Source organism: Massilia terrae (genome assembly GCF_024753145.1).
GTDB classification, from domain to species: domain Bacteria; phylum Pseudomonadota; class Gammaproteobacteria; order Burkholderiales; family Burkholderiaceae_D; genus Telluria; species Telluria terrae.
The window spans coordinates 1-20,819 of record NZ_JANUGU010000004.1 but is presented as its reverse complement, the minus strand read 5'-3'; the positions used below and the strand labels follow the sequence as shown (position 1 = coordinate 20,819).

General features: G+C 61.5%; 19 protein-coding genes. 14 read left to right on the top strand and 5 right to left on the bottom strand.

The window, feature by feature from the left end; translation table 11 throughout:
• Positions 1–8: 8 nt before the first annotated feature.
• The 6 genes from NX778_RS13105 (at position 9) to NX778_RS13080 (ending at position 6,234) form a co-directional block, all read left to right on the top strand.
• On the top strand, positions 9–1,115 hold the full coding sequence (locus NX778_RS13105) for a glycosyltransferase family 4 protein (RefSeq protein WP_258812195.1): 1,107 nt from the start codon (positions 9–11) through the stop codon (positions 1,113–1,115).
• Positions 1,108–2,283 carry a glycosyltransferase gene (locus NX778_RS13100; RefSeq protein ID WP_258812194.1) on the top strand — a complete coding sequence of 392 codons (1,176 nt, stop codon included), beginning with the start codon at positions 1,108–1,110 and terminating at the stop codon, positions 2,281–2,283. The genes NX778_RS13105 and NX778_RS13100 overlap by 8 nt, the downstream gene beginning before the upstream one ends.
• The gene (locus tag NX778_RS13095; protein WP_258812193.1) at positions 2,270–3,730 is read left to right on the top strand and encodes a lipopolysaccharide biosynthesis protein; all 1,461 of its coding nucleotides are present in this window, start codon (positions 2,270–2,272) and stop codon (positions 3,728–3,730) included. Before NX778_RS13100 ends, NX778_RS13095 begins: the two co-directional genes overlap by 14 nt.
• A gap of 24 nt (positions 3,731–3,754) precedes the next feature.
• Positions 3,755–5,194 carry a GNVR domain-containing protein gene (locus NX778_RS13090; protein ID WP_258812192.1) on the top strand — a complete coding sequence of 480 codons (1,440 nt, stop codon included), beginning with the start codon at positions 3,755–3,757 and terminating at the stop codon, positions 5,192–5,194.
• Between the two features lie 54 nt (positions 5,195–5,248).
• Entirely contained in the window at positions 5,249–5,518 is a 270-nt protein-coding gene (locus tag NX778_RS13085; protein ID WP_258812191.1) for a superinfection immunity protein, read from the top strand.
• A gap of 116 nt (positions 5,519–5,634) precedes the next feature.
• Positions 5,635–6,234, top strand: coding sequence for a sigma-70 family RNA polymerase sigma factor (locus NX778_RS13080; RefSeq protein WP_258812190.1), 600 nt, complete (start codon positions 5,635–5,637; stop codon positions 6,232–6,234).
• Positions 6,235–6,292: 58 nt separating this feature from the next.
• Here NX778_RS13080 and NX778_RS13075 read toward each other — a convergent pair whose 3' ends face one another.
• Positions 6,293–7,732, bottom strand: coding sequence for a tyrosinase family protein (locus NX778_RS13075; RefSeq protein WP_258812189.1), 1,440 nt, complete (start codon positions 7,730–7,732; stop codon positions 6,293–6,295).
• Between the two features lie 486 nt (positions 7,733–8,218).
• On the opposite strand from NX778_RS13075, the gene NX778_RS13070 reads away from it, so the two are divergent.
• Positions 8,219–9,307: a hypothetical protein gene (locus NX778_RS13070; RefSeq protein WP_258812188.1), complete on the top strand. Its 1,089-nt coding sequence runs from the start codon at positions 8,219–8,221 to the stop codon at positions 9,305–9,307.
• A gap of 60 nt (positions 9,308–9,367) precedes the next feature.
• On the opposite strand, the gene NX778_RS24650 is transcribed toward NX778_RS13070, so the two are convergent.
• Positions 9,368–11,386, bottom strand: a complete 2,019-nt coding sequence (locus tag NX778_RS24650) for an acyltransferase family protein (RefSeq protein ID WP_258812187.1) — start codon at positions 11,384–11,386, stop codon at positions 9,368–9,370.
• Positions 11,387–11,664: 278 nt separating this feature from the next.
• On the opposite strand from NX778_RS24650, the gene rpsT reads away from it, so the two are divergent.
• From rpsT to NX778_RS13045, 4 genes are all read left to right on the top strand, one after another.
• Positions 11,665–11,931, top strand: a complete 267-nt coding sequence (gene rpsT / locus NX778_RS13060) for a 30S ribosomal protein S20 (protein ID WP_258812186.1) — start codon at positions 11,665–11,667, stop codon at positions 11,929–11,931.
• A 262-nt stretch (positions 11,932–12,193) separates the two neighbouring features.
• Complete coding sequence (locus NX778_RS13055; RefSeq protein ID WP_258812185.1) at positions 12,194–14,422, top strand: NADP-dependent isocitrate dehydrogenase; 2,229 nt, start codon at positions 12,194–12,196, stop codon at positions 14,420–14,422.
• Between the two features lie 227 nt (positions 14,423–14,649).
• Entirely contained in the window at positions 14,650–14,928 is a 279-nt protein-coding gene (locus NX778_RS13050) for a type II toxin-antitoxin system Phd/YefM family antitoxin (RefSeq protein ID WP_258812184.1), read from the top strand.
• Positions 14,921–15,181 carry a Txe/YoeB family addiction module toxin gene (locus tag NX778_RS13045; protein ID WP_258812183.1) on the top strand — a complete coding sequence of 87 codons (261 nt, stop codon included), beginning with the start codon at positions 14,921–14,923 and terminating at the stop codon, positions 15,179–15,181. Before NX778_RS13050 ends, NX778_RS13045 begins: the two co-directional genes overlap by 8 nt.
• 75 nt (positions 15,182–15,256) lie before the next feature.
• Here the strand turns inward: NX778_RS13045 and NX778_RS13040 are convergent, their stop codons facing one another.
• Together NX778_RS13040 and NX778_RS13035 are read right to left on the bottom strand one after the other, a co-directional pair.
• Positions 15,257–15,472: a hypothetical protein gene (locus NX778_RS13040; protein WP_258812182.1), complete on the bottom strand. Its 216-nt coding sequence runs from the start codon at positions 15,470–15,472 to the stop codon at positions 15,257–15,259.
• A 113-nt stretch (positions 15,473–15,585) separates the two neighbouring features.
• Positions 15,586–16,152, bottom strand: coding sequence for a pseudouridine synthase (locus NX778_RS13035; RefSeq protein WP_258812180.1), 567 nt, complete (start codon positions 16,150–16,152; stop codon positions 15,586–15,588).
• A 159-nt stretch (positions 16,153–16,311) separates the two neighbouring features.
• Here NX778_RS13035 and icd point away from each other — a divergent pair, with 159 nt between their 5' ends.
• On the top strand, positions 16,312–17,559 hold the full coding sequence (gene icd / locus NX778_RS13030) for an NADP-dependent isocitrate dehydrogenase (protein ID WP_258812179.1): 1,248 nt from the start codon (positions 16,312–16,314) through the stop codon (positions 17,557–17,559).
• A gap of 91 nt (positions 17,560–17,650) precedes the next feature.
• On the opposite strand, the gene NX778_RS13025 is transcribed toward icd, so the two are convergent.
• Positions 17,651–17,854 carry a cold-shock protein gene (locus NX778_RS13025; RefSeq protein ID WP_078032457.1) on the bottom strand — a complete coding sequence of 68 codons (204 nt, stop codon included), beginning with the start codon at positions 17,852–17,854 and terminating at the stop codon, positions 17,651–17,653.
• Between the two features lie 331 nt (positions 17,855–18,185).
• On the opposite strand from NX778_RS13025, the gene clpS reads away from it, so the two are divergent.
• Both clpS and clpA read left to right on the top strand, forming a co-directional pair.
• Entirely contained in the window at positions 18,186–18,488 is a 303-nt protein-coding gene (clpS, locus tag NX778_RS13020) for an ATP-dependent Clp protease adapter ClpS (protein ID WP_258812178.1), read from the top strand.
• The gene (gene clpA, locus NX778_RS13015; RefSeq protein WP_258812177.1) at positions 18,485–20,785 is read left to right on the top strand and encodes an ATP-dependent Clp protease ATP-binding subunit ClpA; all 2,301 of its coding nucleotides are present in this window, start codon (positions 18,485–18,487) and stop codon (positions 20,783–20,785) included. The genes clpS and clpA overlap by 4 nt, the downstream gene beginning before the upstream one ends.
• Positions 20,786–20,819: the final 34 nt, after the last annotated feature.

Below are 20,819 nucleotides of genomic sequence, written 5' to 3'. Positions count from 1 at the left end.
GATCCGACATGAGAATCTGCTTCTTCGGAATGGACAATCTGCCGGTGCTGGCGCCGGAATTCAGTGCGCACGGCATCGGCGGGGAACAGGTACAGCAAACCCTGCTCGCGCGTTCGTTCGCCAGGCGCGGCTTCGAGGTCTCGATGATCGTGTATGACTATGGCCAGCCGAACCGGAAAGAGTGGGACGGGGTGATGACCTATCGGGCCTATCGGCCACGCGCGGGCATCCCGGTGTTTCGCTACATCCACCCGCGCTGGACCAGCACCTGGCGCGCCTTGTGCGAGGCGGACGCCGATGTGTATTACGTGAGCTGCGCGGGGATGCAGCTGGGCCTGGTCGCCTTGTTTTGCCAGCGCTATCGGCGCCGCTTCATTTTCCGCGTGGCGCACGACACGGACTGCCAGCCGGACGCGCTCCTGATCAAGTATTGGCGGGACAAGAAATTGTACGAATACGGCCTGCGGCGCGCCGACCTGGTGCTCGTGCAGAGCTGCCAGCAGCAGCAGGCGATGCTCGCCAATTACGGAATGCGGAGCACCGTCGCAAAAATGCTGGTGCAGCAGCCGGACCGCAGCGTCGGGCGTGATGTGGACGTCTTGTGGGTGAATAATCTGCGCGATTTCAAGCGGCCGGACCTGCTGCTCGCGCTGGCGCGCAAATGCCCGCACCTGAGCTTTTGCATGATCGGCGGCAAGCAAGAAGGATTCGCCGGCCTGTACGACGACATGGTCCGCGAAGCGGCCGGCATACCCAACCTCCAGTTCCTGGGCCGGGTACCGTATCACGCGATGTCGGGGCATTATGCGCGGGCCCGGGTCTTCGTCAATACCTCCGATAGCGAAGGCTTCCCCAACTCTTACCTGCAGGCCTGGGCGCATGGCACGCCGACGGTCGCGTTCTTTGATCCGGACGCCGTCATTGCCCGCCACCGGCTTGGATCGGCGGTGGCGTCGATCGAACAGATGGCGGAGCAGGTCGCGGCCTTGACCGGCGACGAACTGCTGTGGGCGGAATACAGCGAGCGCTGCCTGGAGTATATGCGCCGGACCTATTCCGAGCAGCAGGTATTGGCGCCTTACCTTGACGGCGTGCAGGAGGTGTGTCGTGTCTGAACAGGCGCCGGGCCGGCCCATCCATGTCCTGTTTCTCCTGGTCTCGCAAAGCATAGGCGGGGCCGAGATCCATGCGATTGCGCTGGCCAATGGCTTGCAGGCGGCGCGCTTCCGGGTGTCGCTGGCTTACCTGAAAGATGAAAGTGACGGCGCCGATCTTCCCCAGCAATTGAACGCGGGAATTGCGGTGTTCTGCCCCGGCGTCCGGCGCAAATTCGATGTGGCGGCATTGCGCAAGCTGCTGGTGTATTGCAAGCGCGAGGCGGTCGACCTGGTGGTCTGTGCGAATCCCTTTCCCCTGCTGTATGCATCGGCGCTGCGAAGCTTGTACGGCGGGCCCCTGAAGATCGTGGAAATACTGCATTCAACCGAACCGTTTACCGTGCACGCGCGGGTCCAGATGACGGTCCTTCGGCCGCTCTTCCGGATGACCGACCTGCTGGTGTATGTGTGCAATTACCAGCGCACTTTTTGGGAACGCAATTTTTTGTCGGCGCGCTGTTCGCGGGTCATCTACAACGGTGTCGACCTCGCCCGCTTCTCAAATAATTTCTCGGAAAACGATATTGCCGCCTTTCGTGCCCGCTTCGGTTTTGGCGACAAGCATTACCTGGTCGGCGTGTGCGGCTACATGCGCCCGGAAAAGGCCCACGGCGACCTGGTCGCGGCGATTGCGATGGCGCGCGCGCGCGGCACCGACGTCAAATGCCTGCTCATCGGCGACGGCCCCATGCGCAAGTCGGTGGAACTGTTGGTGCGCAACGGCGGGCTGGGCGAGCATGTGGCGATTACCGGCCTGCTGGGCGACGTCCGACTGGCGGTCGCCGCTTGCGACGTCATCGCCGTGCCGTCCAGGAATGAAACCTTTTCGATGGCGGCCCTGGAATCCATGGCGCTGGGCAAGCCCGTCATCATGTCGGACGTTGGCGGGGCCGCGGAAATGGTGGGCAGCGACGCCAACGGCTACCTCTATCCGAAGGGCGACATCGCGGCACTGTCGCAGCGGATCGAACTGCTGGCCGACGGCGCCCGGCGCGCGGCCCTGGGACGCCAGGCCTGGGAGACCGTGGCAACCAGATTCTCGGCGGCCACCATGGTGGCGATGTATGCGCAGGTCCTGTCCGGCCTGGTTGCCGAAGGAAAGGTGGCGTCGCATGTCCTTTCTTGAACGGCCAGTCAGCGTCGGACGCAGCGCGGCCCTGCTCGCAGCCTCGGGGTGCGTGGAGTTCGGCCTGCAATTCCTGATCCCCATGATCCTGGTGCGCAATCTGGCTGCCGACGATTTCGGCAAATACCGCATTTTCATGCTGACCGCCGGCACTGCCCTGGCGCTGGCGCCGGCCTTCATGCCGCAGTCCCTCTATTATTTTCTGCCGCGCGCTTCCACGCAGGGGCACGGGGTCGTGATCGGCACGGTGCTGGCCTATCTGGCCGGCGCCGGCATCGTGGTGGCCATCGTCGCCAGTCCCGCCAACCCCTACGTGGGCGCGGCCCTGCGCGAGGTCTTCGCGGCGTCGCGTGGCATGTCGGCACTGTTTCTGATGCTATGGATCGTGGTATCGATCTCGACGGTATTGCCGGTGGCGGAAGGGCGCGTCGCGTGGCGCGTCCTGTCCGACGTGTGCATCGCCGCCTTGCGGGTCGCGGCAATCGGCCTTGCCGCGGCCTATACCCATCAGCTGGCCTGGGTGGTCTGGGCGCTGGCGCTCGAAGCGCTGGTGCGGCTCGGCGTGCTGGCTGCCTATCTGGCGACCGGGACGGGCGGCGCAAGGCTGGCGTTCGATCCCGGCTTCCTGCTCACCCAGTTCCGCTATTGCCTGCCGTTCGCGGTGGGTGCGGCCCTGTTCGTGCTGCGTGCGCAGGCCGATCAGTGGATTGCGGCGACGATGTTGTCGCACGCGGCCTTCGCCGCTTTCACCATCGGTGCGGTGGTGCTTCCGGTGGCGTCGCTGATCCGCCAGCCGATCAACAGCGCGGTGCTCCCGCACATCAGCCAGGCCTTCGCTGCCGGCGATGCCGGGCGGATCGTGTACTTGCTCTCCAGGAGCAACCAGGTCACGGCTTTGATCCTGTTGCCGGCAGCCGGTGTGCTGTTTGCGGTGGCGCCCGAGCTGGTGAGCCTGGTGTTCACACCGAAGTACGAGGCGGCCACGCCGGTCATGCGGATTTATTTGCTCGGGATTATGTTCCAGTCGATTGCAACAGGCTATGCCTTCCCCAGCCTGAATCTGGGATCGCTGGCGATGCGGATCAACCTCGGCTGCCTCCTGTTTTCCATCGCCTGCAGCGTTGTGGGGGTGTATTACCTCGGGCTGGCAGGCGCCGCGATCGGCAGCGTGCTGGCGTTCGCGCTGGGCGAGGCATTGAATTTCCGGGTCATGGGCAAGCGGCTGGGAAGCGCCGCGACGGAAATGCTGCCCATCCCCACGATCTTTCGGATCGGGCTCGGCATCGCACTAGGGAATGTCGCCGCCTTCGCGCTAGGCGGGCATGTGAGCGAGAACTTGTTTGTGCTGGTAATGCTGAAGGCGATCGCCTGCACCGTCTGCACGGTGGGCCTGTATGTGGCCACCGGCGGGATGGCCGACCTCAGATTACTTCGATCAAGCTTTTAGATGTTCAGTTGAACAGGAAATGTCATGAGTGAACCTAGAATTGTTTCTTCGGCACCGAATCGCGTCGCCAAGCTGAGACCTGCTTCGGGGGTGGCACCGATTCCATTGGCCGAGCACGTCGACGTCGTCATTCACTACCGCGCCCTGGTGCTGATGGTGGCGGGCACGGTATCGCTGGGAGGCGCCTTCTATGCCTATTCCAAAGCGCCTGTGTACGAGGGAAATCTCCTGATCTCGGTTGCGGATGAGCGCGCCAGCGAGCAACGCAGTCTGCTTGGCGCTCCCGTGCTGTATTCCGACCGGCGAACACCCATGTCCGAGTCCGAGGTCCTGCGCTCGCGCGCGGTGCTGGGGACGGTGATCGACAATGTGCACATGGATATTGTTGCTTCACCAAAGTATTTTCCGCTGATCGGACGTGCGCTGGCCCACTGGAGTGATGGCGTGTTCCATTTGCCCTTCGGCGGCTATGCGTGGGGCGGCGAAAAAATCGATGTCGATACCTTTGTCGTCCCGCCGGCCTTGCTCGACACGCCCTTCGTCGTGACCAAACTGGATGGCGGGAAGTTCGAGCTCAGCGCTCGCGATGCCGGCATTCGCGCCATGGGGCGCGTCGGCCAGGCGCTACTGTTGAGTACGGAGCAAGGCGAGGTAAGGCTCGACATCGATGAACTCTATGCAAGGCGCGGTACCCAATTCAGGCTGAAAAAGAAGCCGCGCGCGGTCGCGCTGCAGGACCTGGGCAGCGCCATGTCGGTGCAAGAGTTGGGAAAAGACTCGGGCATGTTGAACGTCAGTTTTTCCGACAGCAATCCGGAAATGGTGCAAAAGGTCTTGAAGAATATCGGCGACACCTATACCGGCTTCGTCGGCAGTCAAAAACGCGAGCAATCGTCGGAGTCGGTCAGGGTATTGGAAGCGCAGATTCCCGGATTGAAAGCACGCGTGAGAAAAGCCGCAGCGGATTATGAGGCTTTCCGGCAGGCGCATAACACGGTGGACCTGGCGGAAGAAACAAAACTGAGGCTGGGACGTATTTCCGCCAATCGGGAACAGTTGGCGGAATTGCGGCAGAAGCGCGCCGAAATGAGTGATCGCCTCGGCGACCAGCACCCCTTGCTGCATGCGCTCGACCAGCAGATCCGGGCTGCGGAACGGGAAGGCGGGGCGGTTTCCTCGGAAATAAGAAGTTACCCGTCGGTTTCCAAGGAGCTCGACCGCCTGGCAAGAAACCTGCAGAACGAAACGGAAATCTACACCACGGTCGAGCGCAAATTGGCGGAAATGCAGGTGGTGGCCCAGGATCGCTCGAGTAACGTCAAGGTCGTCGACGAACCGATCGTTCCTTACACCCCGAAAGGATCGCGGGCGGCAATATTAGGCTTCTTTCTGGCGATAGGAGTATTTCTTGGCATATTTGCGGCGTTTTTGAAGAGGATGTTTTTCTACACCAGTAATCATTAAAAGGTCGCGGTCGGCGTCGACAGGCTGCCGAACGGAGGGCCGGAAGGGAGTCCTATGAAAGTCCTGCGGATGGTGATCGTGCTTGTCCTTGTGGCGGTGCTGTATGTCGTCAGGCTGGCGGTGTTGGCGCTGGGTTCGGTCGCCCGTGCCTATCTGTTGCCTGCCGTCATAGCGTCCCGGCGCAACTACCCCAAGGCCGGGCGCATTTATTGGGTATGTGGTCTCACTGGCTGGCTGCTTGTCCCCTGGCTGGCCTGTCTGTTCTTCGTGTTGTCGCACACCAAGTCACACAGCATGGACCATATGCTGTTCCATTGGAGTTGACGGCTGCGGATGTGGAAGAAGGGGGCAGGGCGTGCCTTGACCCCGGCGGCCACCGTGAAAGCTGGATGCGCCTTGGCGTTAGTCGAACTGGAGGGAAACCTTACCGAAGCGCACCTATGCTTAACAATAGCGAAAGTGATCAACTATTGGTTCGCCTTGCGCAGGATGGCAGCGGGCCGGCATTCGATACCCTTGTGTTGCGGTATCGGCGCCAACTCGTTCGTCAAGTGTTACCGCTCGTCAGGGACAATAGCGAAGCCGAGGATATTGTCCAGGATGCCTTGGTGTCGGCGTTCTCCTCGCTTCGAAATTTCCGGGGAGACTCCAGTTTCTTCACCTGGCTATATCGGATCGCCATCAACTCGGCAAAATACAGCCGGCTGCGCTCGAGCCGGCGCTTGCCGCTTATTTCCGATATTGCGGATCAGGACGACCAGGAAAGGCTCGTGTCCGAACAGTTTATCGAACTGGAGACGCCGGAGTCGATATTGGAGAGCCAGCAGCTGCTGCATTTGCTGAGTGTGGCGATCGACGAGCTGTCCGCCGATTACCGCGACGCCTTGTTGTTGCGGGAACTCGAAGGCCTGAGCTATGAAGAGATCGCGGAAAGAATGCACTGCCCGGTAGGTACCGTGCGCAGCCGCGTGCATCGCGCCCGGGAGTCGATCAGCTCGGCGTTGCGGGCGATCATTGAGGCGCCGGCAGCGAAACACTGAGGCCGGAGAGCGAACCCCGTGCCGGGCGCCGCGCGCGGCGCCCGCCGCAGCAGCGCAATCAGGACTGGATGTCTTCGGTCGACAGCTCGACCCTCACTTCGCCAATGCCAATCACCGGTCCGCTTGGGCTGTTTTCGCCGTTCACCCGGACGAAGGACACCGTCGCCATCCCAATCTGCATGCCTGAAAGTCCGGCCATTTTCCTGCCAATCGCAAACCTCAATTGCGCGTGTCCGCCCATATGGTGCATCGCGCCGTTGATCTGGAACGGGCCCAGGGTTCCGAGCAACAGGGAGGTCGGTTTATTCGGGCTGTTGCCGGCCTTCGGCCAGTTCAGGTAGACCTGGTAGTAGTAGCCGCCGTTTTTGCCGGCGTCCGCCAGTTCGACACCGTCCAGTACCAGGTGTACCGAGCGGTATTTCTTTGCGCTGCCCGGCACGGAGGCCGAATTGCCGCGCATGATTTCCTGCACTGCGGATGAGAACTCAGGCGAAATCGGGAGCTGTGCGCTGATCGAGCGTTCGTCCAGTCCGACATTGAGCGCGCCTGCGATCGACATTCCCGTCGCGCTGGTCTCGCGCGGTCCCGAGACCTGGAATGCGCCCACCGGCGGCATCGTCGACACGAGGTCGTCGCCGGTCGCCTGGACCAGGCGTGCCTGGGGCTGGGATGCCCGGGCAATCGGAATCGAGGTCGGCATCGTTTCGTTCTGGTAAAGATATGACAGTCTGGTCCGCGTATCGTAAGTGTAGGTACGCTGCATCGTCAGCAGGCTGGTGTAGCTATAGCTTCCGTACCAATAGGAACTGGTTTTCGACGGCATTTTGCGGCCACCACCTGCCGCGACCCACGCGACCCACAGGCGGTCGATGTTCGCGTGGTGCAGCCAGAAGATCGGGTCGGTTGGCGACTGCATGGTTGCCATGACATCGCCGATGATGTCGTGCACCGGGTTATGCGGCGCGCCTTCAACGCTTGGCTCGAAGGCATAGCTGTAACCACGGGGGAAATTGACGATGGTGGGCGCGAAAGGCGCGAGCGTGAGCGCCGCCCGGACATTCGTATTGACGCGGCTGACGTAAAGCGGATTCGAGGTGCCGGGGTTGGTGAATTCCGCCGGGAGCGTGGCGTAAGTATAGTAATCCCAATAAGGCAGGACCAGGCTGCTGTCACCGGATGCGGTCCGCAGCTGCTTCTCGAAATAGTAGAGGAAGCCGCGATGCCAGCCGAGGAAATACGGAATCCCGTGTGGACATTTGTTCTGGTGGATATTCACCCAATATGTCCAGCTATTGGGGTCGGCGGAATTGGTATTCGCCTTCATCTTGGTGATCGCGCTCAGCAGGGAATCGTATTGCGACGTCACTTTGAAATTCTGCCACTCCAGACGCTTGAACAAGGTGGTTTGCGCCAGGAGGTCGATTGGGAAAGTAGGGACGGTGAGTGCAATTGCCGAGTTTCGCAGGAATCGCCGTCGTCCACCCATTGTTTGGTTCATCTTGTCCTCCACCGTTAACTGTCGCGCCATTTCCCACGCCGGGCGCAGCTGAGCTAAATGTGGTATGCACCGTTTATGCGCTGGGCTTGGCTGTTTTGACGGTACGCTTATATTCCGCGATGCGATTGATGTATCTCATATGTTTATCGCCGCGATAATGCAACGAATTTCAAAATAATGAATTATCGATGAGTTAACAAGAGTTTTCTCGTGTAATGACAACCCAATAATGTTCAATATGCCATGATTATTGGGCATTAGTAAATAGTCTTGCTTCGTTTTGCTTGCCCTATATTGTAAAGCTAGAAATTAATATTCTCTATATAGATTATTGCATTCCGAGAATTTTTTTCTTTGACGTTGGGAACTAAATGCTTTTGGGAATACTCAAACGTTCTGTCTTTCACAGATACGTAAGGAAATTTAGTGCATACTTCTCAACGATTCGAAATGAATGCAAATACGCGAACCAAACTGAAGGCAACCATGCTGGTCGCCGCCCCGATGGTGTCGCTCCTTCTGGCCTGTGGCCCGGCAAATGCCTACACGGGCTCTCGCGATCCGTTGAAACAACCGTTCGCCAGTAACAGCATCTGGAATATGCCGATCGGCAGCGGCGCCGTGTTTACGCCGGCGAAAATCTCGCCCACCCCGGGCAACAATATCTGGGCCAAGATGCCCGGCGCGGATACCGAGAAAATCGTGCTGACGCCGACCGCCCCCCTGACCAGTCTGAACCTCAGCAACGCTGGCTGGACCGGCAAGAACCGTTGTTCGGCCACCGGCGGCCTGATGCTCCAAGTGCCGATGCCGAGCAGCTATGTGGTCCCGAATTCGACCCTGAACAGCTCGGCTTCCTTCCTGCTCAAGGACGGCCGCACGATCGTGCAGACGCAGCCGCTGGCGCGTTGCACGGCGGGCGCCCCCGGCACCGCGATGGCGAAATTTGCCAACGTCGACCTGTTCGGCACCGGCATCACCGGCGCCCACGGCGGCTCGGGCCTGTCGGCCATCGGCGGCAGCATCCGTCTCGGCGAACTGCGTCCTGGCACCACCACCGGCCCGCGCCATGCCCTGAAGGTGAACGTGTATGCCAAGGAAGTGCTGTACAAGTGCACCACCAGCTCGGCCTGCTATCGCTGGCCGGCGGTGAAAGCCGACAGCTACGCCGTGGGCTGGTACGGGACCGCCAACAACAACAGCAATGTGCAGACCAAGATGGGTGCGCTGCTGGCGATTCCGCCGTCGATCAACATCGCCGCCCTGGGCCTGGAGACCAAGCCCGCGCAGCAGCTTGCGTGGACCCTGCAGAACTATGGCGCCTACGTGGTCGACGACACCTATGCGCCGGGCTTCGACCTGAACGTCGAAGATGGTCCGAGCGGTTCCAAGACGGCCGAGTTCCAGCGTGACTGGGGCTTCGCGATGGAGCAGCGTGTCAACAACAACACGCCGTGGGTGCGCGACATCCAGCGCCTGGTCAAGGCCCTCTCCGTCGTGAGCAACAACACCGCGTCCACCATCGGTGGCGGCGGCACGCCGAAGCAGCCGCTGGCAGCCCCGATTGCACCGTAATACCGCGCGCGCCTGACGGCCGCGAAAAACCCTGCGAGCTCCGCGCTCCCAGGGTTTTTTTTATTGGCGGGCCATCGAGATCGATGGCGCCGCCGTGCGCGCGGAAATGGTCCGGATCAGGTATTGGGCCGCGCTGCGGCTATACCCGGGCCGCATGTGCATGGTGTCCGTATAGACCGGGGCGCCGTCGGGACCGAGTACCGGGCACAGATTGCGCTGGCATAGGAAGGCGGTCGGGTCGATCAGTTCGACGCCGGTCGCGCGCGCGATCTGCACCAGGCGGTCGTGCACTGCCGCGTTATTGTCGAGAAAGCGATCCAGCCTGACCGGCTCGATGCGCGCGAGCGGCCGGATGCTGGCGAAACGCGATCCGGTGATCATATTGCGCGGATCAAAAGACGAACCCATCGGCGGCTGCAGCAGCAGGTACACTTGCTTGCCGAGTTGTCTCAACTGCAGGAGGCTGGCCTCAAGCGTCCGGTAGGCCGCTTCCTGCGCGCGTTTGTCGGGGAACTGCAGCTGCACCTGGCCATCGTCGAACTGCAGGCCTGCGCCGCGGTCCTGGAAATAGCCGTACCAGGCGCCGCCGACCACGACGGCTTCCACCTCGGGGCGCCGGGCATAGTCGTAGCCATTCTCGACGGTCGCGGGACAACGCACGTAACGGATCTTTGGCAGTGGAAAAGTATGCAGGATCGGTGGACAATTGCCCGCCGTGGCAAAGACAACGGAGCGGACGCGATCCGGCCCGTTCGCGATCGCCTGTTCGACAAAGGGACCGTATTGTTCGACGACGGAATCGCCCAGGAAGACAGTGACCCCGGCAGCGCGGCTGCTCGCCTTCTGGAACAAGGAATTCTTGTAACGCAGCGGCGCCAGGGTCGGCCCCGGGAAGGCGCTGTCGTTGAGCGCGTTGAGGAAGGCTTCCGCGCCGCGCGCATCGATGCGCTGGCGCAGCAGGCCGGTATCGACCAGCACGCCAACCAGCAGGGCCGCCGCCATGCCGGCCGCCAGGTGCCGCACCACGCGGACGCGCGCACGCGATTTCCGCACGGGCAGTTCGACCAGGCGGTAGGTGAGGATGGCCAGCAGGAAGGTCAGCGCGATCAGGCCGACGCGGGCCAGGAACGCGGGTTTTTCGCCGATGACGATATAGGCATAGGACAGCAGCGGCCAGTGCCATAGGTAGAGCGGGTAGCTGATCAAGCCGATGCCGACCGCCAGCCGGCGGCCGAGGATCTGCCGGTTCACGAAGGCGGACGGCCCGCACATGATGAGCATGAACGTGCCGGCGACCGGCAGCACGGCCCACCAGCCCGGGAAAGGATCCTGCGGCCGGATGAGGAGGAAGCCGGCCGCCAGCAACACCACGCCGGCCAGCGATCCGGCCTGCGCCTGGCGTGCGGCCCAGTCGCGCCCGTGCAGCTGCAGGTAGGCGCCGATGCCCCCTGTCATCAATTCCCAGAAGCGCGTCGCCGGCGAATAGAAGGCGGCCGTGGCGTCGCGCGCCGTGACCACCAGGTTCAGCGCCATCGAGCACAGGAATACCGTCCCCAGCAGTAGCAGCACGCCCGTCTTGCGCTTGTAGGTGAGCCACAGCATCAGCGGCCACAGCGCATAGAATTGCTCCTCGATGCCGAGCGACCACAGGTGGAGCAGGGGCTTGGTCGCCGCGCTATTGTCGAAGTAGCCGGCCTCATGCCACAGCAGCAAATTGGAAACGAAGGCGCTGCCGGCCATGGTGTGGCGCCCGATCTGCTTGAACTCGGCCGGCAGCAGCACGATCCAGCCGAACCCGATGGTGGCGGCCAGCACCAGCAGCAGAGCCGGGAAAATGCGGCGGATGCGGCGCGCATAGAAGCCGAGGATGCTGAAGCGGCCTTGCTCAAGCTGGGACAGGATGATCGAGGTGATCAGGAAACCGGAGATGACGAAGAACACGTCGACGCCGATAAAGCCGCCAGGCACGTAGTTGGGCCAGGCGTGATACAGGATGACGGCGATGACGGCGACGGCCCGCAGTCCGTCGATGTCGGGACGATAGGTGGTGAGGCTTCGATGGGGCGGTGCTACATTCACGTTCCCTCCAGCGGTCGCGTTTGATGACGATCAAAAAGAAGCGAAATCGTTCCCAGTTCACTCGATAAATTGTGGGTTAGTATTGAGACGCGTCAAACGGGCAGCGATTAGCTCTGCGAGTGGTGTGGTCGATTTTTACATTGCCGTGTGCGGAATAATTCGCTATAATCGTGGGCTGTACTGATTTCTGTTAGCAGGCACCCAACGTCGACAGGCCACCCAGAGGGCCGGGTTGACACTGTTTGCAAACGCAACCTGACCCCGATTTAGGAAACTCCATGGCAAATACCGCACAGGCGCGCAAACGCGCTCGTCAAGCAGTCAAGCAAAACGCGCACAACTCGGCACAGCGTTCGACCCTGCGCACCGCGATCAAGGCTGTCCGCAAGGCCATCCAGGCCGGCGACAAGGCTGCCGCAACCCAGATCTTCCAGCAGTCCGTGTCGACCATCGACAGCATCGCTGACAAGAAAATCATTCACAAGAACAAGGCCGCTCGCCACAAGAGCCGCCTGGCTGCTGCCCTGAAGGCCCTGTCGGCCTAAGCGACCATCGTTGCGCGCGGCGTTCGCCGCGGGAAGCAGTACGTGAAGAAGACCCGCCCGACCTTTTGGTCCGGCGGGTTTTTTCGCTTGTGCGATCCGCTTTCGCGGCCCATTATTGCTATCCGAAGCTATGGCGTCATCCGAAATACTGGTGCATAATGTGAAAATCTGTCTTATGTCTTATAGAAGACTTAGGCAAGGCAGCGGCGACCATTTTGATTGATATCTCGCGAGCAGCTCGCGAACACCGAGGAAAAAGCGCATGAGCAGTGATCCGACCATCATCTATACCCTGACCGACGAAGCGCCCCTGCTGGCGACCTACGCCTTCCTGCCCGTCATCAGCACCTTCACCAAGCCGGCGGGTATCCGCGTGCAGGAGAGCGACATCTCGGTCGCCGCCCGCATCCTGGCCAACTTCCCGGAAAACCTGACGCCCGAGCAGCGCGTGCCGGACGCCCTGGGTGAACTGGGCAAGAAGACGCTGGAAGCGGACGCCAACATCATCAAGCTGCCGAACATCAGCGCCTCGGTGACCCAGCTGATCAACGCGATCAAGGAACTGCAGGCCAAGGGCTACAACATCCCCGACTACCCGGCCGATCCGAAGACCGACGAAGAAAAGGCGATCAAGGCCCGCTACGGCAAGTGCATCGGCTCGTCCGTGAACCCGGTGCTGCGCGAAGGTAACTCCGACCGCCGCGCGCCGAAGGCCGTCAAGGAATACGCCCGCAAGAACCCGCACTCGATGGGCGAATGGTCGCCGGCCTCGCGCACCCACGTGTCGCACATGACCGCTGGCGACTTCTACCACGGCGAAAAATCGCTGACCCTGGACCGCGCCCGCGACGTGCGCATGGAACTGGTGACCAAGAGCGGCCAGACCGTGGTGCTGAAACCGAAGACTTCGCTGCTGCAGGGCGAGATCATCGATTCCATGTACATGAGCAAGAAGGCCCTGATCGACTTCTACGAGAAGCAGATCGCCGACGCCAAGAAGACCGGCATGATGTTCTCGCTGCACGTGAAGGCGACCATGATGAAGGTCTCGCACCCGATCGTGTTCGGCCACTGCGTGCGCACCTTCTACAAGGAAGCGTTCGACAAGCACAGCGCCGTGCTCGACAGCCTGGGCGTGAACGTCAACAACGGCATGGCCGACCTGTACAGCAAGATCGAGAAGCTGCCGGATTCGCAGAAAGAAGAGATCATCCGCGACATCCACGCCTGCCAGGAACACCAGCCGGAACTGGCCATGGTCGACTCGGCCAAGGGCATCACCAATTTCCACTCGCCGAACGACGTGATCGTCGACGCGTCGATGCCGGCCATGATCCGCGCCGGCGGCAAGATGTACGGCGCCGATGGCCGCCTGAAGGAAGTCAAGGCCGTGCTGCCGGAATCGACCTTCGCCCGCATCTACCAGGAAGTGATCAACTTCTGCAAATGGCATGGCGCCTTCGATCCGCGCACCATGGGCACCGTTCCCAACGTCGGCCTGATGGCGCAGCAGGCCGAGGAATACGGCTCGCACGACAAGACCTTCGAGATCCAGGAAGACGGCGTGGCCAACATCGTCGACATCGCCACCGGCGAAGTGCTGCTGTCGGAGAACGTCGGGCAGGGCGACATCTGGCGCATGTGCCAGACCAAGGACGCCGCGGTGCGCGACTGGGTCAAGCTGGCCGTCACCCGCGCCCGCAACTCGGGCATGACCGCCGTGTTCTGGCTGGACCCGTACCGTCCGCACGAAAACGAGCTGATCAAGAAGGTCAACACCTACCTGAAGGATTACGACACCAGCGGCCTGGATATCCAGATCATGTCGCAGGTGCGCGCGATGCGCTTCACCCTGGAGCGCGTGTGGCGCGGCATCGACACCATCTCGGTGACCGGCAACATCCTGCGCGACTACCTGACCGACCTGTTCCCGATCCTGGAGCTGGGCACCAGCGCCAAGATGCTGTCGATCGTTCCGCTGATGGCGGGCGGCGGCATGTACGAAACCGGCGCCGGCGGTTCGGCGCCGAAGCACGTGCAGCAGCTGGTCGAAGAGAACCACCTGCGCTGGGACTCGCTGGGTGAATTCCTGGCGCTGGCCGTCAGCCTGGAAGACCTCGGCATCAAGACCGGCAACGCGCGCGCCAAGCTGCTGGCCAAGACGCTCGACGCCGCCACCGGCAAGCTGCTCGACAACCGCAAGTCGCCGTCGCCCAAGACCGGCGAGCTCGACAACCGCGGCAGCCAGTTCTACCTGGCCATGTACTGGGCCCAGGAACTGGCCGCGCAGACCGAAGACGCCGGCCTGGCCGCGCACTTCGCGCCGCTGGCCAAGTCGCTGGCCGAGAACGAGCAGAAGATCGTCGCCGAGCTGCTGGCCGTGCAGGGCAAGCACGTCGACATCGGCGGCTACTACAAGCCGGACGACGCCAAGGTCAAGGCCGTGATGCGCCCGAGCCCGACCTTCAACGCTGCGCTGGCTTCGGCCTGATCGCTTCCTCAGCATGAATAAAAAACCCGCCGCATGGCGGGTTTTTTCATGGCGGCGTTCGCTATATACCGACTGTCGTTTCCGGCACTGCCGAAAACGACTTCCCGCGCAGGCGGGGCCCCATTTCCCTCGCAGACCGACGCCCGTTTGAGCCCAATCAAGACAACCGCCCCGGTGGTCTGTACGATAACTTGCACAACTACTTGTACAGGTAACGAGGAGCAATCATGAGGGTGATCAACTTTTCCGAAGCCAGAGATAATCTGCGCCACGTCATCGACCAAGCCGTCGATGACGCCGACATCACCATCATCACCAGCCGCGACGCGGCCGACGCGGTGTTAATGTCCCTCGATTATTACAACGGCCTGATCGAAACCGTGCATTTACTCGGCTCGCCTGCCAATGCGGAACATCTAGCCAAGTCCATCGCCCAAGCGCGCGATGGCGAGGCCAGGCTCCGGGAACTGATCGACGTCGACAACGTCGTGGAACCGGATGCGTAGCCTGAAATTCACCGACGAAGCTTGGGCCGATTATCTCTACTGGCAAACCCAGGATAAAAAGACGCTCAGTCGGGTGAACAAATTAATTCAGGCGGCAGTACGGGACCCATTTAACGGAATGGGCAAGCCCGAGGCATTGAAAGGGAATTTGTCCGGCTGTTGGTCTCGTCGCATCGACGAACAGAATCGCCTGGTGCATCAGGTGAGCGATCCGGACCTGATCGTCATCTCATGCCGACACCATTACAGCTGACGACGCCCGTTTGGAAAACCCGGGGCGTAAAAAAAGGCAGGACGCGCCTGCCTTTGTCGCGAAACCAAAAACGGCTTACTTGGTAGCGGCCGGTGCAGCTTCGGCGGCCGGAGCAGCTTCCTTCTTGGCTTTCTTGGCGTGCTTGGCTTTCTTGTGCTTGGCCGGAGCAGCGGTGTCGGTAGCAGCGGCAGCAGCCGGAGCCGACGAAGCAGCCGGAGCGGCAGCCGGAGCCTGGGCGAAAGCGGAAACAGCGAACAGGGAAGCAACCAGGGCAGCGACGATCTTGGACATTTTGGTTTCCTTTCGGGTGGGGTAGCGATTCAAATGAATCTAATCCCTTAACGCTAGTCATTTTTGCTCGGTTGACAGAAATTTGCATCCGCCGCGAAAAATCTTGAACGTGGTTAAGACCGTCCCCCGACGTCTTCGGCGGCGACTTCCATCCATTCACCTGGCATCAACGGATGGCTGGCGAGCGAAAACGGCCCGATGCTGGTGCGCACCAGCCGCAAGGTCGGCAGCCCGACCGCCGCCGTCATCCGGCGCACCTGGCGGTTCTTGCCTTCTTCGAGCGTGATCGCGATCCAGCTGGTCGGCTTGTCCTTACGGGCGCGGATCGGCGGATTGCGCGGCCACAGCCATTCCGGCTCGGCGATGCGCACCGCGCGGCAGGGCTTGGTCACGAAGTCGCCCAGGTCGAGCGGCGCCTGCAGCCGCGCCAGCGACTCGGCATCGGGCACGCCGTCCACCTGCACCAGATAGGACTTGGCTTCCTTGTGGTCCGGGTGCGCGATCTTGTGCTGCAGGCGGCCGTCATCGGTCAGCAGCATCAGGCCTTCGCTGTCGGCGTCCAGGCGGCCGGCCGGATAGATGTTCGGGATGTCCAGGTAATCGGCGAGCGATTCGCGGCCTTCCTGCGGCGAGAACTGGCACAGGACCTGGAACGGTTTATTGAAAAGGATCAGGGGCATCAGGCGGCAATCGGGAACAGGGCAGGGCGGGCAGCGGCGTGGCGGCGGCCCTTTGACTGGTGCATAATGCAGAGCACTTATGTCTTGGGCAAGGCCAGTCGACCGCTATTGTAATGCAGCGGGCGCCTGGCCCAGCCCCGCGCCACTTTGGAGAACCCGATGTACCAACATATCAGCGTGCCCGCTGACGGCCAGAAGATCACGGTCAACCCGGACTTCACCCTGAACGTGCCGGACACCCCGGTGATCCCCTTCATCGAAGGCGATGGCACGGGCGCCGACATCACTCCGGTGATGCGCCGGGTGGTGGACGCGGCGGTCGAGAAAGCCTACGGCGGCCAGCGCCGCATCGCGTGGATGGAGATCTACGCCGGCGAGAAGGCCGCACGCGTCTACGGCCCCGGCGTGTCCTTGCCCGCCGAGACCTTTGATGCGGTGCGCGACTATGTGGTGTCGATCAAGGGCCCGCTGACCACGCCGGTCGGCGGCGGCATCCGCTCGCTCAACGTGACCCTGCGCCAGGAGCTCGACCTTTACGTCTGCCTGCGCCCGGTTCGCTACTTCCGCGGCGTGCCGTCGCCGCTCAAGCATCCGGAGAAAACCAATATGGTGATCTTCCGCGAGAACTCGGAAGACATCTATGCCGGCGTCGAATGGCCGGAAGGCTCGGACGGCGCGCGCAAGCTGATCGACTTCCTCGTCAACCAGATGGGCGTGAACTCGATCCGCTTCCCGCAGACCTCGGGCATCGGCGTCAAGCCGGTCTCGCGCGAAGGCAGCGAGCGCCTGGTGCGGCGCGCGATCCAGTACGCGATCGACCACGACAAGCCTTCGGTGACGCTGGTGCACAAGGGCAACATCATGAAATATACGGAAGGCGCCTTCCGCGACTGGGGCTATGCGCTGGCCCAGCGCGAGTTCGGCGCCAAGCTGGTCGATGGCGGTCCGTGGTGCAAGCTCACCAATCCGCGGACCGGGCGCGACATCATGATCAAGGATTCGATCGCTGATGCTTTCTTGCAACAAATTCTGATGCGCCCGGCCGAATATTCGGTCATCGCCACCCTCAACCTGAACGGCGAGTCGGACGCACTGGCGGCCCAGGTCGGCGGCATCGGCATCGCCCCCGGCGCCAATATGTCGGACACGGTCGCCATGTTCGAAGCCACCCATGGCACCTCGCCCAAATATGCCGGCAAGGATTATGTGAATCCCGGATCACTGATCCTGTCCGCCGACATGATGCTGCGCCATATGGGCTGGACCGAGGCCGCCCAGCTCATCATCAGCTCGATGGAAAAGGCGATCCGGTCCAAGCACGTCACCTACGACTTCGCGCGCCTGATGGAAGGGGCGACCCAGGTGTCGTGCTCGGGCTTCGGCCAGGTGATGATCGAGAACATGTGACGCACGCCCGCCGGTGCTACCATGTCCCTTCGAGTGAAGGGACGAAAAAAAACCCCGCCGCAGCGGGGTTTTTTGCTTCCCAGGCGGGTGATTACACGCCCTGGATGTTGGAAGCTTGCTTGCCTTTAGGGCCTTGCGTGACTTCGAATTGGACTTTTTGACCTTCTTTGAGGGTCTTAAAACCGGTCATATTGATTGCGGAGAAGTGTGCGAACAGATCCTCGCCGCCATCATCAGGAGTGATGAAGCCAAAACCTTTGGAATCATTGAACCACTTAACGGTACCAGTTGCCATAAAAGAACTTTCAATTAAAAACAAATCACACGAGCCATAAAAGCAAGAAGCTTCTTGCCCCCTCCTCAGCCTGCTCACTCTTATCAACAAGTACATAAGTACATGTCAATGAGAGCATTGTTGGTGCAACAATCTTCAAAGTCAAGCGGTTTTGAAACACACTGTTGCAAATTTTTCCACACCCCTTGCCAGCCTCTGAAAAAGGGACTCTTGATTTCAGCAAACGGGCCGCCATCTGCGCAGTAATTGGAAAACGCGTAAGATGGAAGCGAGCGAAAACGGCCTGTTTGTTTACGCATTGCATGATCCCTGAAAGCATTAGAATACGTCCATGGCAACCAAGCACGATACTGAACAACTGCTGGAGCGGCAGACGGTGAAACCGCCGCCTCTGTACCAGGTGGCGCTGCTAAACGACGACTACACACCGATGGAATTCGTGGTGGCGATCATTCAGGAATACTTCAATAAAGACCGAGAGACCGCAACGCAAATCATGCTGTCCGTCCACCGCCACGGCAAAGGCGTGTGTGGCGTGTTTTCCAAAGATGTGGCGTGTACCAAAGTGGAGTTTGTTTTAACACATGCGCGCAAGGCCGGGCATCCCCTGCAGTGCGTGATGGAGGAAGTATGATTGCGCAGGAACTTGAAGTATCTCTACATATGGCCTTTGTCGAAGCAAGGCAGGCTCGGCACGAGTTCATTACCGTCGAGCACCTGCTGCTGGCCCTGCTCGACAATCCCTCGGCCGCCGAAGTCCTGCGTGCGTGCGCGGTGAATATTGAAGATCTGCGCAAGACCTTGACGAACTTTATCGGTGACAACACCCCGACCGTGCCTGGCACGGGCGAGGTCGACACCCAGCCGACGCTTGGTTTCCAGCGCGTGATCCAGCGCGCCATCATGCACGTGCAGTCGGCGTCCAACGGCAAGAAGGAAGTGACCGGCGCCAATGTGCTGGTGGCTATCTTCGGCGAGAAGGATTCGCATGCTGTTTACTACCTGCACCAGCAGGGCGTGACGCGCCTCGACGTCGTCAATTTCATTTCGCACGGCGTGCGCAAGGACCAGCAGCTCGACACCCAGAAAGCCTCGGAAGGCGTGGAAGAAGCGCAGGTCGAGGGGCAGACCAAGGAAAGCCCGCTCGACCAGTTCACGCAGAACCTGAACAAGGCTGCCGCCGACGGCAAGATCGACCCGCTGATCGGGCGCGAGGATGAAGTCGACCGCGTGATCCAGATCCTGTGCCGCCGCCGCAAGAACAACCCGCTGCTGGTGGGCGAGGCCGGGGTCGGCAAGACCGCGATCGCGGAAGGCCTGGCCTGGCGCATCGTGCAGGAAGACGTGCCCGACATCCTCGGCAATGCCGTCGTGTACTCGCTCGACATGGGCGCGCTGCTGGCCGGCACCAAGTACCGTGGCGATTTCGAGCAGCGCCTCAAGGCCGTGCTCAAGCAGCTGAAGGACACGCCGAACGGCATCCTGTTCATCGACGAGATCCACACGATCATCGGCGCCGGCTCGGCGTCGGGCGGCACGCTGGACGCTTCGAACCTGCTCAAGCCGGCGCTCGCCAACGGCCAGCTCAAGTGCATCGGCGCGACCACCTACACCGAGTTCCGTGGCGTGTTCGAGAAAGACCACGCGCTGTCGCGGCGCTTCCAGAAGGTCGACGTCAACGAGCCGTCGGTCGAGCAGACCGTCGCGATCCTGCGCGGCCTGAAGTCGCGCTTCGAAGAGCACCACGGCGTCAAGTACTCGTCGTCGGCGCTGTCGACCGCGGCCGAACTGGCGGCGCGCTTCATCAACGATCGCCACCTGCCGGACAAGGCCATCGACGTCATCGACGAAGCGGGCGCGGCCCAGCGCATCCTGCCGAAGTCCAAGCAGAAAAAGACTATCGGCAAGACCGAGATCGAGGACATCATCGCCAAGATCGCGCGGATTCCCCCGCAAACCGTCAACCAGGATGACCGCAGCAAGCTGCAGAACATCGACCGCGACCTGCGCAACGTCGTGTTCGGGCAAGACCCGGCGATCGATGCGCTGGCCTCGGCGATCAAGATGGCGCGCGCCGGCCTCGGCAAGACCGACAAGCCGATCGGCTCCTTCCTGTTCTCCGGCCCCACGGGCGTCGGCAAGACCGAGGTCGCCAAGCAGCTGGCCTTCATCCTCGGCATCGAGCTGGTGCGCTTCGACATGTCGGAATACATGGAGCGCCATGCGGTGTCGCGCCTGATCGGCGCGCCGCCGGGCTACGTCGGCTTCGACCAGGGCGGCCTGCTGACCGAGGCCATCACCAAGAAGCCGCACGCGGTGCTGCTGCTGGACGAGATTGAAAAAGCCCACCCGGACATTTTCAACATCCTGCTGCAGGTGATGGACCACGGCACGCTGACCGACAACAACGGCCGCAAGGCGGACTTCCGCAACGTGATCATCATCATGACCACCAACGCGGGCGCCGAAAGCCTGACCCGGCGCAGCGTGGGCTTCGTGGATGCGCGTGCGCAGGGCGACGAGATGGCCGACATCAAGCGCATGTTCACGCCGGAGTTCCGCAACCGCCTGGACGCGATCATCAGCTTCCGTGCGCTGGACGAGGACATCATCCTGCGCGTGGTCGACAAGTTCCTGATGCAGCTGGAAGAGCAGCTGCACGAGAAGAAAGTCGACGCCGTGTTCAGCGACAAGCTGCGCAAGTTCCTGGCGAAGAAGGGCTTCGACCCGCAGATGGGTGCACGGCCGATGGCCCGCCTGATCCAGGACATGATCCGCAAGGCGCTGGCCGACGAGCTGCTGTTCGGCCGCCTGGTCAGCGGCGGCCGCGTGACGGTCGAGTTGGACGACAAGGACAACGTGATCCTCGAGTTCCCGGAAGGCGACGAACTGCCGCCGCCGGCACCGGCCGAAACGGTCGAGATCGAGTAAGCCTCGCCGCTCCACAAAAACCGCGCCTCGTGCG

Coding starts and splice junctions, on each gene's coding strand:
- NX778_RS13105 (WP_258812195.1), top strand. CDS start 9: ATGAGAATCTGCTTCTTCGGAATGGACAATCTGCCGGTGCTGGCGCCG.
- NX778_RS13095 (WP_258812193.1), top strand. CDS start 2,270: ATGTCCTTTCTTGAACGGCCAGTCAGCGTCGGACGCAGCGCGGCCCTG.
- NX778_RS13090 (WP_258812192.1), top strand. CDS start 3,755: ATGAGTGAACCTAGAATTGTTTCTTCGGCACCGAATCGCGTCGCCAAG.
- NX778_RS13085 (WP_258812191.1), top strand. CDS start 5,249: ATGAAAGTCCTGCGGATGGTGATCGTGCTTGTCCTTGTGGCGGTGCTG.
- NX778_RS13080 (WP_258812190.1), top strand. CDS start 5,635: ATGCTTAACAATAGCGAAAGTGATCAACTATTGGTTCGCCTTGCGCAG.
- NX778_RS13075 (WP_258812189.1), bottom strand. CDS start 7,732: ATGAACCAAACAATGGGTGGACGACGGCGATTCCTGCGAAACTCGGCA.
- NX778_RS13070 (WP_258812188.1), top strand. CDS start 8,219: ATGCTGGTCGCCGCCCCGATGGTGTCGCTCCTTCTGGCCTGTGGCCCG.
- rpsT (WP_258812186.1), top strand. CDS start 11,665: ATGGCAAATACCGCACAGGCGCGCAAACGCGCTCGTCAAGCAGTCAAG.
- NX778_RS13055 (WP_258812185.1), top strand. CDS start 12,194: ATGAGCAGTGATCCGACCATCATCTATACCCTGACCGACGAAGCGCCC.
- NX778_RS13050 (WP_258812184.1), top strand. CDS start 14,650: ATGAGGGTGATCAACTTTTCCGAAGCCAGAGATAATCTGCGCCACGTC.
- NX778_RS13045 (WP_258812183.1), top strand. CDS start 14,921: ATGCGTAGCCTGAAATTCACCGACGAAGCTTGGGCCGATTATCTCTAC.
- NX778_RS13040 (WP_258812182.1), bottom strand. CDS start 15,472: ATGTCCAAGATCGTCGCTGCCCTGGTTGCTTCCCTGTTCGCTGTTTCC.
- NX778_RS13035 (WP_258812180.1), bottom strand. CDS start 16,152: ATGCCCCTGATCCTTTTCAATAAACCGTTCCAGGTCCTGTGCCAGTTC.
- icd (WP_258812179.1), top strand. CDS start 16,312: ATGTACCAACATATCAGCGTGCCCGCTGACGGCCAGAAGATCACGGTC.
- NX778_RS13025 (WP_078032457.1), bottom strand. CDS start 17,854: ATGGCAACTGGTACCGTTAAGTGGTTCAATGATTCCAAAGGTTTTGGC.
- clpS (WP_258812178.1), top strand. CDS start 18,186: ATGGCAACCAAGCACGATACTGAACAACTGCTGGAGCGGCAGACGGTG.
- clpA (WP_258812177.1), top strand. CDS start 18,485: ATGATTGCGCAGGAACTTGAAGTATCTCTACATATGGCCTTTGTCGAA.